This window comes from Bacteroides sp. 44_46, from assembly GCF_001915465.1.
Classification (GTDB): domain Bacteria; phylum Bacteroidota; class Bacteroidia; order Bacteroidales; family Bacteroidaceae; genus Bacteroides; species Bacteroides clarus.
Window position 1 is genome coordinate 1 of record NZ_MNQO01000007.1, and the last position, 12887, is coordinate 12887.

The 12887-nt window shown below is 42.3% G+C and carries 9 protein-coding genes and 2 pseudogenes; 2 read left to right on the forward strand and 9 right to left on the reverse strand.

Features of this window, described 5'->3' with window-relative positions; translation table 11 throughout:
- The 9 genes and pseudogenes from BHV73_RS03410 to BHV73_RS03450 all read right to left on the reverse strand — a co-directional run.
- Positions 1–219, reverse strand: a pseudogene (locus BHV73_RS03410) (MFS transporter); the annotation flags it as partial.
- A 12-nt stretch (positions 220–231) separates the two neighbouring features.
- Positions 232–1131 (reverse strand): glycerophosphodiester phosphodiesterase family protein, encoded by a 900-nt coding sequence (locus tag BHV73_RS03415; protein WP_087413607.1) that lies wholly within the window; start codon positions 1129–1131, stop codon positions 232–234.
- A gap of 22 nt (positions 1132–1153) precedes the next feature.
- Positions 1154–2029, reverse strand: coding sequence for a sugar phosphate isomerase/epimerase family protein (locus BHV73_RS03420; protein ID WP_195501031.1), 876 nt, complete (start codon positions 2027–2029; stop codon positions 1154–1156).
- Positions 2029–3084, reverse strand: coding sequence for an MBL fold metallo-hydrolase (locus tag BHV73_RS03425; RefSeq protein WP_087426577.1), 1056 nt, complete (start codon positions 3082–3084; stop codon positions 2029–2031). Before BHV73_RS03425 ends, BHV73_RS03420 begins: the two co-directional genes overlap by 1 nt.
- Positions 3085–3112: 28 nt before the next feature.
- Positions 3113–5119, reverse strand: a complete 2007-nt coding sequence (locus BHV73_RS03430) for an outer membrane protein assembly factor BamB family protein (RefSeq protein WP_286736528.1) — start codon at positions 5117–5119, stop codon at positions 3113–3115.
- 28 nt (positions 5120–5147) lie between these two features.
- Entirely contained in the window at positions 5148–6542 is a 1395-nt protein-coding gene (locus BHV73_RS03435; RefSeq protein ID WP_286736530.1) for a RagB/SusD family nutrient uptake outer membrane protein, read from the reverse strand.
- A gap of 24 nt (positions 6543–6566) precedes the next feature.
- Entirely contained in the window at positions 6567–9962 is a 3396-nt protein-coding gene (locus BHV73_RS03440) for a TonB-dependent receptor (protein ID WP_009121328.1), read from the reverse strand.
- Positions 9963–10065: 103 nt separating this feature from the next.
- On the reverse strand, positions 10066–11058 hold the full coding sequence (locus BHV73_RS03445; RefSeq protein WP_370762169.1) for a FecR family protein: 993 nt from the start codon (positions 11056–11058) through the stop codon (positions 10066–10068).
- Positions 11058–11690 carry an RNA polymerase sigma factor gene (locus tag BHV73_RS03450; protein WP_087426581.1) on the reverse strand — a complete coding sequence of 211 codons (633 nt, stop codon included), beginning with the start codon at positions 11688–11690 and terminating at the stop codon, positions 11058–11060. Before BHV73_RS03450 ends, BHV73_RS03445 begins: the two co-directional genes overlap by 1 nt.
- 163 nt (positions 11691–11853) lie before the next feature.
- Between BHV73_RS03450 and BHV73_RS03455 the strand changes: the two genes are divergently transcribed.
- Together BHV73_RS03455 and BHV73_RS03460 are read left to right on the forward strand one after the other, a co-directional pair.
- On the forward strand, positions 11854–12288 hold the full coding sequence (locus BHV73_RS03455; protein WP_039950473.1) for a DUF6078 family protein: 435 nt from the start codon (positions 11854–11856) through the stop codon (positions 12286–12288).
- A gap of 370 nt (positions 12289–12658) precedes the next feature.
- Positions 12659–12787: pseudogene (locus BHV73_RS03460) on the forward strand (DUF4357 domain-containing protein); the annotation flags it as partial.
- Between the last annotated feature and the right edge of the window lie 100 nt (positions 12788–12887).

Consider the following 12887-nt stretch of genomic DNA (forward strand, 5'->3'; position numbering starts at 1 on the left):
ATCCACTATCGGTTTCTTCACGACGTTAAGGCTCAGACGGCAAACGTAATACATCCCATAACCCAATGTGGCGGCAAGAAAAGTAGACCATTGCAAACGTTTCAAACGCCGTCTATCCTCAGGCCGGAAATTACCGGAAAGCGAGTTGGAGGACAAAGCTCCGCCGTTACAGGGTTTCGCTTGCGATACCCTGTAAAAATCAATAATAGACTTAAACATAACACTCAATCTTTATTCATGCAAATTCCTGCCTCTTAGATATTCCAGTAACAGGGTGGGACGGTCAGTCTGAATCAGGCGGGCTCCCTGACCGATTATCCATCCCCAGCTCTCATCCGGTTGACACAGTTCCACGGCGCGGTCATCATCATGTCCGCCACAGAGTTCGGGCCAGAGGCTGTTGATAAAGATTTTTGCACCACTATCACGCACTTTCTTTATCAACCGCTGTACTTCGGGACCATCATTATTAAACACCAGCTCAAAGGCTTTAGGGTTCATGTGAGTAAGATAGCTGTCAATAACGGCTTCCGCATCCGCCTTATGTAAATTCACCACAGGCATGAAAATCATTTTATTCAGTACATCGCCATTCTCCGCCTTGACCTGTTCGTAAGGCAAACCGGTTTTCACGACGCACTGGTCCACCGTACCTGTTTTTTCAAGGATGGCGTAAGCATCTTTAAAATAATCATAACCCTTGTCCACGTTCACCATTATCTTACCTTTGCACAATCTCATTACCTCTTCAAAGGTAGGAATCCGATGACGAGTTTTACAACCGGCACCGTTCTTCAGTCTCAACATTTGTAATTCTGCCAATGTATAATCCTCAGGACGCCCTTTCCCGTTCATGGTACGATTAATCAGCTTATCATGCATCAAGACAAGATGCCCGTCCTTTGTTTTTTTCAAATCAATTTCTACCATATCCACTCCCATATCAATGCAGTTCTGAATTCCTTGCAAAGAGTTTTCAGGAGCATTACGCCAATCCCCACGATGAGCAACAACTAAAAGTTGAGATAGATTGTCATTCAAAAAAGTATTTCTAATTTCATCAGCTTTGTTCTGTCCCCAACATAACTGGGTGAAAACAAACAATAAGAAAAACCAATATAATCTTTTCATAATATGTTTCTTTTTAATAAGTTTACTGTACACCGCTTATTATCTTTTCAAAAGTTTCACGAATACGGGATGGAACAGGGCGTATTTTGTTATAATCGCAATCTTTCATTGCCTCATACATAAACACTCCTTGATATCCGTTACTCCGCAAATCTCTCATAAAGTTTTGCCAATCTATTTTCCCTTGAGTAGGAAGCCAATGACACTCATTCACCAAATCAAAATCCGAAGCATGAATTGTTCCTACATATTGACCTAATACCTCCATAAAATGCCTTGTGGAACCCTTCGTATAATGATTTGTATCAAAACATACTTTTACACCGGGAATATCATGAATGAGTTTTAACAATTCTTCAGGCGTATTTCCTAAACAAGTACGTGGCAAGTTTTCAATACACAACTGTGCTCCTATACGGTCGGCATATGGTTTAAGATAAATAATAGAATGCCGTGCATTTTTTATACGTTGTGCACGAATACTATCCGCTATCGGTTCTGAACTGGGATGTAAAACTAATCGTGCAGGTTTAAAATGCCTGCATTGTTCTATCATCCGTGCCATAAAACGAACATTCTCTTCACGGAGCGAATCATCCAAAACCGAAATATCCAATACCCGTGAAAAAGGTAAGTGAACGGACCACACCTGCATACCTGCGCTATCAATTTTACTCTTCATCATTTTAATACGAGGTATTACTTCTTCCGCCGGAACACCCCGATAACACTGATTAAAAGCTACTTCTACATAATGAACACCCTGTTCTTTTGCTTTCTTGAAGTCTGCTGCCACCGGATTTTTCCAAATGGCAGTGGTTGTCCCCACCTCATACTGTTGCGCATGGCAAATGAATGAGAATGTAGACAACACTGTCATAAGTATATACTTTCTCATTAGTTCAATTTTCCGTTCTTCCAAACCAGTTTTTCGCCCCACATAGGCACATACGTCTGTTCACAGTTTATCTTTGAGGCACGTTCCAAAGCCATTTCAACAGACCATCTGGACGAATCGGTATCTGCATGGGCAAGTTCCAGTATATGAGACAATAATACATAATCAGGAAGCGTCTGTCCCAAACCTGTACCAATAATATTATTTTCGGTCAAGGCATTCGGTGCATAACGTGGAATCAGGACATTCACATGAGATGCAATATTAGTAAATTGTTCCGGTTTAAAATTTGAATCCCCCGTATGTATCAAAGTAAAGTTACCGGTGTCTTCACCACAATCTATATAAAAGACTGTTACGAAATTGGATAAACCGGAATTATTATGATCGGTTATGCTGGTGTGAATAGCAAAGTTACCGATTGTATAATCCGTCGGAGTTTTAGAGGTATATTCATACGACTCATCTTGCAGATAGTTCGAAAGAACCGGTTTGCCAAGGTCAAACATCGCTTGAATCAGTTCCTTATTATAATGATCGGCATGATTATGAGTCACACATAAAAAATCAATATAAGGAGCCAACTCTTTTGCCCAACGATGAGAAATATCTATGGCGAAACAACCCGATGACGTTTTTATCACATATCCCATATTGTACAGTTGCCACAATTCAACGGTTCCTTCTTCTACTGAAGAATTTTTAATATCCTCCAAAACACGATCAAATGCACTACGATAATATATTAATATAGGGTCTGCTTTCTCCATATTTTCACTAGTCTGATCATATCCGCTCAGAAAAGTTGAAAAGTAATCACTTAAACAATTATCTGCATATCCTTGTATTTTAGCTAAAGCTCCGGTGCGTTTTGCGTCAAGAGTAAGTGGAGACGTACTCCACAATTCTTGTACTGTAACATTGACTTCTTCCGAGAGGTCATCAAGAATTCCTTCATATCCTGTCGTTATGTCATCATTATCATTACTGCAACTCATGAGCCCTACCGCTAATAAGCAGGTAAGGAAATATTTTATTTTTCTTATATTGTCCATAAACTTTCTATATCTTTAAAATTCATATTTACTTCTGACGGTTGGTACCTTGCAGGTTACCGCCACGCATACTCCAGGAGGATAGTTCTGGAGACGCATTTATTGCAACAGCTTTTATGGAGCCTATATTATTGCTTCCAATGGTTCCAAAGTACAGACGTTTATCTGTTCCAATCGTTACTCCTGCCATAATATTCTGCCCTATATTTCTCACTTCTGTTAATTCTCCATTATCATTTGTATCTAACTTCCATACTTTTTTACCACCACTATTCCCTAAAAACAAAAGTCCCTCAGCACTTAATGCCGCTCCATTGTAAGTTAATACAGAAGCTATGTCTTTTGACCACTTTAAAGAACCAGTAGGCTCCACTGCATATACCAATGCTTTACCAGATACTCCTTTTTCTGTAAAGTAAATAACCCCATTTTTATCTACTATCGGAAAATAAGCATTACCACCGGTGTTCTTATAATCCCAGTTTTTTTCTCCAGTCGTCATATTCACCGAAATTAGACCTTTATCCAATGTAGTAGCATATAAACAGTCGCCATGTAGAGCAAATGCACCACGCTCTGTAATTTTAAACGCTATATTTTTTCCATTCCAACGTTCATTTCCAGACGAAGTAAAGGAATAAATGGCGGCATTAGTTCCCGCATAAATATTTCCCATTTTATCAACAGCTACGGCACATCCTTTATTGCTATCATCTAACTTTTCTACTCTCCATTTAATAGAGCCATCAACGATATTCAACGCATATAAGGTAGGAGCATTAGTAAGGCAATAAAGCACGGTTCCATCAGCTGATAATGCAGGAAATGCACCTATTTTATCATCCAATTTTATTGACCACTTCTTTGTTCCATCAGAATTAATCGCATGAACATTATCTATATCTTTACTTTCCACACATTGATAGATGGTTCCATCATCACCTATCAAAGCACCACCACCATAAGTTATAGCGTCAATACCATACACCCATTTTATATTTCCAGTAGTTACATCAATAGCAAACAAATGTCCTGCTGGAGTTGAAGTAGGAATATACATTGTTTTTCCATCTAAAGAAAATACCGGATTAGAGACTTTTACATATCCTTTATAGTTGCCAGACTCCAAATTAATAGAATCCCACTTATAATTCACCACTGTAATATCCATGCTTCCCGTGTCAGTAGTGCCATCCGTGTAGGTCACGGTTACGGATACAGTATATTTATCACCGACAGCTCCATACGCATGCTTTGGACTTAGTTCCACAGATGTCATTCCATCACCAAAATCCCAATTTACAGACTGTACATCACCTCCCATAAAAAACATGTCATTCAATGTAAATGTCACAGGCTCCCAAAGTGTCAGTTCCGTCTTTTCAGACTGATCAACCAAAATAGGAGAAACCTTTCCCGGAGTAGCCGAAACCTCAACAGGTTCAGAGTTTCCCGTAGGATAAGAAGCTACCATACTAAAAGTATATTCCATATCATTAGTCAATCCTTCAATGATATAAGACTCCAATGAAGTATCATCCAATGTTATTACCTTACCACTCGGGCTCACAGTTATCTGATAGTTCGTAAAACGTTCACTATTAGGTTTTGTCCAACTCAACCGCACCCGCTCATTACCAGCAGTAGCCGTTAAGTCCGTAACAGGATAACGTGCATTCTTGGGAGTACAATTTACAGACGTTTTACCGGCCAGCCCACCTGCGTAACGAGGTTGTACGGAAAAACCATAAGTCATGTCATTCACCAAATTCTCTACAACTACACTTTTCTTGTCAGCTTCTACTGTCATCTGTCCGCCATCATCCTCAGCGGCTCCGGTAGTCCAGATAACCAGATACTCGGATAGGTGAGCGTTTTCATAGTCTTCCCAAGTCAGAGTTACATTCATATCTCCGGCGCTTGCCTCTAAAGATTTCAATTCATACAAATCAAAATTAGCCTTCGGCAGCTCTTCTTCACATGCAGTAAAAACTGCCGCAAAGACAAAAAATAAACTATATATTACTTTTTTCATTGTCTGTTTCTTTAAGTTTAACAAGGAATCAATATCCGGGATTTTGCCATAGAAGTTTCTCATTATTGATACGTTCCAGTTCCGTTTTGGGAATAGGATACAGGAATTGGTAATCTTGAATTTCATGTCCTTCCGCTTTCATGGCCTCTTTAGCGCCCCCCATTCGTACAAGGTCAAACCATCGATGTCCTTCGTAGGGGAACTCGCGCTGACGCTCCAACATAATCGCCTTGCGAAAACTATCCTTATCAGGAAGCTCTGCAATCTGTATGGCAGAGCTGCATGAACGTGTATGAACCGCATTCAAAGCATTCATGGCAACAGAGGTCTGCGAGTTGCTATACTCTATTTCGTTTAGAGCCTCGGCATACATAAGCAGTACATCGGCATAGCGCAAAACAATCTGGTCATTACCCACCGTATTATAAGTGGCGCTCTTGACATCCTTGAATTTTTTCAACACAAAGACCTTGCTTTCCACTTGTGTATATTCTATCAGTTCCTTGCGTTTATCATCAGCGTCCGAATAACACTTTTTCAATGCTTCCGTCTGGTTGGTATCATCGCTCAAATTGGTTATGGAGAACCAATAGCCATGCCCCTCACCCTCTATATCCTTATTGAAACGAACTGCAAAAATGACCTCATTATTCATTTCATTATCCACATCGAATACTTTGTCCGGAGAAGACATCAAACTATATTTACCTATAATCTGAGACAGAACATCCCTCGCTTCCTCCCACTTATGGAAAGTTAGATACACCTTACCCAACAGCGCTTTGGCAGCTCCCGAAGTTATACGCCCTACTTCGGTACCTGTGTACGACTGAGGCAACATATTATTTTCTATTATCTGCTTCAAATCACCTGTCAGAAAATCATAAACCTGTTGTTCCGAACTGCGTCCGATCGCCAGCGCTTCAGAAACGGTTACGACTTTATCAGTCATAGGTACTCCTCCCCATAAACGGTACATATTAAAATACGTCAAGGCACGGATAAACAAGGCTTCAGCTTTATACTGCTTTTTCAACGTTTCATCGAAATCCGCTCCATCTATTTTATCCAGCACCAGATTACAACGGTACACACCATTATTAAAATTAGCCCATGCATCCTGCAAGATACCATTCGACGGTTTATCGGAAAACTGGTCTATATCATACCGATCTTGCGTTCCGGTAGTGGGAGCGCTCAAATACAGATTATCACTCCGATATTCACAGCACTCGCTAAAATAGCTTACCTGCGTCTGCAACTTTGAATAACAACCTATAACCGCTACATTAAAATCCTCGGCCGTCTTATATATCTTATCCGTAGGCACACTACTGCTCGGTTCCAAATCGAAAAAATTATCAGTACAGGACACCGACAGAAAAGCGGCTGATGCTATTAGAAGAAGTTTATATTTTTTCATATTTCATATCTATTAAAGGGATAATTAAAGAGTTATATTCAGGCCGAATAAAAACGTTCTGGCCAGTGGATACGTTCCATAATCCTCACCCGGAGAGAGTGAGTTTCCGGGACGTGCATTAACTTCCGGATTATATCCGCTGTAATCGGTAGATGTCCAAAGATTTTGTCCCGACACATACACTCTCAGCTTCTCGACAAAGAAGTGGCGAGTCAAGCTTTGAGGCAAAGTATATCCTAAAGTCACATTTTGCAATCTCAGGTAAGAACCGTCCTCCAAATGCCAGGTTGAAGTTCTGCCGTTGTAGCCTTTTGACTTACGATTGGCACGATTCACCTGACCGTTACCCGGATTATCAGCATTCTTCCAACGCCCCAAAGCAATCGTCGTTCCATTGACATTACCTTCCATGTTGTCAATATATCTTCTGTTCAGGTTCAATATCTCATTTCCATAAACACCCTGGAAGTTAAAATCCAAGTCTATCCCTTTATACCATACTTTACCACCGAAACCATAAGTAAAGTCAGGCATATAATTACCTACAATCGTACGGTCTTTATCCAAATCCATCACGCCGTCACCGTCTACATCTACAAAACGGAAATCACCCGGCTGAGTATTGCTGAAATGAGGATACTTCTTCAGCTCTTCTTCATTGGAAAAGATACCATCTTGCACCAGCAGATAGTAACTGCCGATAGGCTCACCCACTTTAGTGATATAATAAGCATGGTCTACGCTGCCGGTAGAGATAATAGGAGCGTTGCCGGGACCAAGAGCCTTCACCTCATTCGTATTGGTCGCATAATTGGCATTGAACGAATATCCGAAATCTTTCGTAAAATTCTTCTGAGAAGTCAAAGCTATCTCCCATCCTCTGTTATTCACTTTACCGATATTCATCAACGCAGTACTATAACCTGTCAGATGAGGAACAGGAACATTCAGAAGCATATTGGAAGTGTTCGTATTGTAATAATCTACCGTAACTCCCAGCAGCCCCTTAAACATCTGTATATCAATACCGGCATTAATCATCGCATTCTTTTCCCAGCTCAAATCCTCATTTTTAATCGTGTTGGGCTTATAGCCATAAATGAGTTGGCCGCTGTTTGTTCCAAGTATATAATTATCGATTGCCATAAGCGACAGATGGTCATAGTTGCCTATTTGAAAATTACCGGTAACACCGTAACTTGCCCTTATCTTTAAATCATCTATAAAAGAAAGCGCCTGAGTGTTTTGGAAGAAATCCTCACCGCTGACTCTCCATGCTGCCGAAGCTGACGGGAAGTACCCCCAACGGTTATTCTTTCCGAAACGTGAAGAACCATCGGCACGTATGGCGGCAGAAGCCATATATTTACCTTTATAGCTATACTGGGCGCGTGCCAGATAAGAGGCTATGGTCCATTGCGTCTTATCGGAGTTACCTTTCGTCACCGTACCGCCCGAGATGGTCTGGATATAATCATTCGGAAAGTCTGTGGCCGTTACATTATCTCCTTTATAGGTTTCTTTCTGCGCAGACTGAACCAACACTACATTTAAAGAATGGTCTTCATTGATAGTAGTATTATAATTTATCTTATTCTCTATCAACCAATTAAAATAAAAGCCGGAAGAGCTGTAAGCAACAGGATTGGATTTGGTATCATAATACTTCTGTCCCAGCAACGGTAATTCCGAGGAACGGTACGTATCATTATGCGAGCCGTAATAATCGCCACCGAAAGAAATATTGTAAGTCAGCCCTTTAAAAAACTCTATTTCAGCAAACACTTTTCCTACAATGGCCATACGGTCTACAACGTCGGATTGCAAATTGGCCATCGCGACGGGGTTCAATATGGCATTGTGTTGATAGTCGTTCCCGATTCTCCAATAACCGTTTCCCTGATAATTATAACTTCCGTCCGCATTATATACAGGCCATACAGGCGGCATCATCAACGCAGACTGTACAACACCGCCTGAACCTGATGCGTCCACACGGTTGGAAGTCGAGTAGGACGGAGAGAAATTAACCCCGAACTTGAATCTTTTGTACTGGCCGTCAAGATTCATACGCATACTGTATTTCTTAAAATCGGAATTGATAACGACACCTTCTTTATCGTAATAATTGGCCGAAACAAAATAGCCGACCGTTTTCCCACGCCCCGAAACAGAGATATTATGGCTCTGTGTACCGGCAGTCCGAAAAATGGCATCCTGCCAATCGGTGTCCGTCAATCCGCGGTCGCCATTCAGGTAAGGGAACAGTTCGGTGGGAATACGTTCCCACGAGTTGGGACGCATGCCGTTCGGGTCGTCGGGCGAAACTCCCGGATTGGCATCCAGATAGGCGTTGTCATGACCGTCCTTGGCAAACTCCGCAAACTGGTAGGCATTCATCATATCCAGTTTCTTCGATACATTCTGTATGCCATAATAACCGTCATACTGTATCTTCACTTTTTCCGTCTGCCCCTGTTTGGTAGTAATAATAATAACACCATTGGAACCGCGGCTGCCATAAATAGCTGCCGACGAAGCATCCTTCAACACTTCCACCGATTCTATATCATTATTATTAAGATTGGCGAAGCCACGTTCTACCGGTACACCGTCAATGATATAAAGCGGATCGCTACCGGCATTGACAGTGCTGATACCACGCACGCGGATACTGACATTGCCTTCCGGATCACCGCTTGGAGTAGTCACCTGCACTCCCGGCATTTTTCCCGCCAATGCCTGACGAAAATCTGAAGCGGATGTTTTGGCAATATCTTCCGCCTTCACAGAAGATATGGAAGTAGATACGTCGCTCTTCTTCTGCACGCCATATCCCACAACCACTACTTCCTCCAACAATTCACTGTCCTCTTTCAGAATTATATTGGCAAGCGCTTTGTCCCCTGCCGAAAAAGTCCGTGTCTTGTAGCCTATAAACGAGATGACAACTTCCGCTTTCTCGGGAACGCCAGCCAATGTATATTCTCCGTCAACATTCGTAATCGTTCCCAAAGAAGTGCCTTTCACGGCAATGCTCGCACCAATTACCGGTTCGCCTTTTTCGTCAACGATGATACCGGAAATCCTTTTCATCTTTCCACCCTGCCCTGCAGCTTCCGAACTGTTTTTCGCTTTCAGATAGACTTTCTTTCCGCTTATCTCATAAGCAACGTTCATGCCGGACAGCAATCTGTTCAGTACATCAGACAGTTCTTCTTTATCCGCCCGGACAGTAACGAGTTTATCGGGATTGACCGTAGGACGGCTGTATGCAACCGTCAGTCCGGTCTGTTGAGTAATGGCATCAAAGACTTTCGCCAGTTTCACCTGCCGGAAATCCATTGAAACCTTTTGAGCAGTGGCCGTAATACAAGCCATAGAGCTAAAAAGCAGTACAAGCAGAATCTTGTGTTTCATAACTTTAATTTTAGATTAGCAATAGTATAAAATTCTCTTTATACTAAGTAGACACACAAGAGTCCGGAACGGGTGAGAGAAAATCTCTTTTTTTTGCTGAATTTTATTTTGTAGTGACAATTACCTCTTTTTCAGCCTCATCATACCGAAAGTATAAGGGGGCGATCTTCTCCAAATCACGCAATACTTTTTCAAGAAGTGTATTTTCGGAAGTCAGCGTGAAATAAACATTCCAAGCGTCCTGGTTCTCCACTTTAAAATCAACATTATACCAGCGATGCAGCACCTTGATAACTTCCGCCAGAGGAGCATCCCTGAAAGCGATTACATTTGTTTTCCACAAAGAAGAAAAGCGGGTGTCACTGTTTCGTGAAATGGTACAGCGGTCGTCCTCCCGGTTGTACACCAGCCGTTCACCGGGCTGCACCGGATATTTCTTGTCCGAGGGGAGCGTAAGGTCGATACGCCCTTCATCCAGACATACGGTAATATCTTTATTATCCGGATAGGCATTGACATCGAACGAAGTTCCCAGTACATGAATGGCAGGCCCGTTCAGATTAACGATGAAAGGGCGGTCCGGATTTTTAGATACCACAAAATAAGCTTCACCTTCCAGATAGACTTCGCGGCTGGAAAGCGCGAACTTCCTGGGGTACTTCAAGCGGGAATCGGAATTGATATATACGCGTGTGCCATCCTGAAACATCATTTGCAGGCGCTCACCCTTTGCCACATAGATTTCTTCGTAACCGGAACCGCCAAACAAATCCACCCGCTTGTCCAACTGTACAAACAGGCCTGCCAGCACAATAAACGGAATCAATACCGCAGCCGCACGGAAAGCTATCCTGCGGATACGCTTCCGGCGGATATTCCTGCGAATACGGGCAAACAATTCATCAGACGCTATTTCATGGTTCACATAAAGTTCTTCATAACCAAGCTTCACCTGTTCCACCTCACAATCCATGCTTCGGGACAAATAGGCCGTTCCTTCATCCGTAGCGAACCATTGCGCGACAAGACGGGCTGTTTCAGGAGTAGATGTTCCGGCAAGTACTTCCTGTATCTGTTCTTCGGTGGGTTTATTCATCATCTTATTATCCATAGTATAAAAAAGACACTTAAATGCTTCAGCAGGGTGAGGTATGTAACAAATATTAGCAATTTATGCAGATGCGCGCGCAACAACTTCAACGCTTCCGAATAATGGGTCTTGATGGTATTGACCGACAAATGCATGCGCTCCGCTATTTCCTGATTGGTAAGTTCATCACGCACTTTCATCATACAGATTTCACGTTTCTGAGACGGCAGTTTGTCCAGCGCTTGATAAAACAATGACATCAGTTCCTTCTTCTCCAGATTCTCTACCAGCGTATCTTCATATTCGGGCGTGCTTTGCGCTATCTCATAATTCTTTGCGACGGCAGTATTCTCATTGCGGATTACATTAAGAATATGGTTCTTCGTCATCGTCACCAGATAGTTCTTTAGACTGACACCTACGCGAAGTTCCGAACGGAACTCCCAGAAACGGGTAAAGACATGCTGCACCGCATCCTCTGCCATGGTCTTGTTCATCAGGTAGCGATAAGCCAGTACATAAAGCAGCTTATGGTACTTTTTATAGACCACGGTAAACGCCTCCACGTCTCCCCGCTCTACCCGCGCGAAAAGTGTTTCATCATCCATATCCGGTGTTAGTGGTATAAACAAAGACATCCTACAGTTGCTCTAAGGTTACAAAAACAGGCCAAATATAGGTATTTATAGATTGAGTAGAATAGAAAAGGATAAAAAATAGCAGAAAACTTTTCATTTGTTTCCTTTCCTTCCCGGGAAAAAAGGCCTTACCTTTGTCTGCTATATCATTATACCTGTAAATATGAAACATCAATCAGAAAAGCCATTGGCACCTTATAGTTTCTCACGTTGCTTCAACGCCCAATGCGCAAAAGCCGAAACCTGCCTGCACCGCCTTGCCGCTGTCCGCGACACGCCCGAATATCCGTCCATCCGCGTCATCAACCCACTGTGCATACCGGCAGACAGCAGCAAATGTCCTTACTTCCAGTCGGCACAAAAGGCACATGTGGCGTGGGGCATCAGCCATTTGCTCGATGATGTTCCGTACAAATATCTGCATACGCTGAAAAACCGGCTCATCGCCCACTTCGGTCGCGGAAAATACTACCGCTTCTACCGGGAAGAGTCTTACCTCTCTCCCGACGACCAAGCATATATTCGCAGCATATTCCGTCAGTATAACATCCAGGGAGAACCGGCCTTCGATTCTTACAGCGAGGAATATAGCTGGTAGAGTACCGCAGGGATGCCGGGGAATACGCGGGCCTATTTTATCCGACAAGTAAGCTAACAGATTAGTTCACAGCGGTGAACACTTTGTTCTATCGTATAAAAACATTTTGTTTCCATACGATAAAACGAAATGTTCCGTGCGTTGAAACAAAGTGTTCCAACATACCGAACAAAGTGTTCTCCATAGGGAAACAGTTTGTTTCGCGCATCCAAACAAACAGTCGGCCATATCAACGCCGTCCGTTCACCCTACGCAAACGGGAAACAACACACGAAACAGGACAAAAAAGAAGCATATAAGGAGCTGAAATGACAAGGATAAAAATTCTTTTTCTATCTTTGCGATACGAATACGCGATAACAGCGAGCATGACATCACCTTTTCAAGTCCGAGTACTGCTGCCGACTTCTGCACCGGCAGCTGCAATAACGGGTGGCGCGTTTGGAAAGACAAAGACGGAAACACATTGGACGCTGTTTACAGAAAGCAATTAGAGTAGATATTATAAAGATACTGAATAAAAAAGTAAAAAGTAAGAAAACAGAATAACCTTCCAATACTTTCCCTACCTTTGTATATCATAAAACAAAATTGAATGA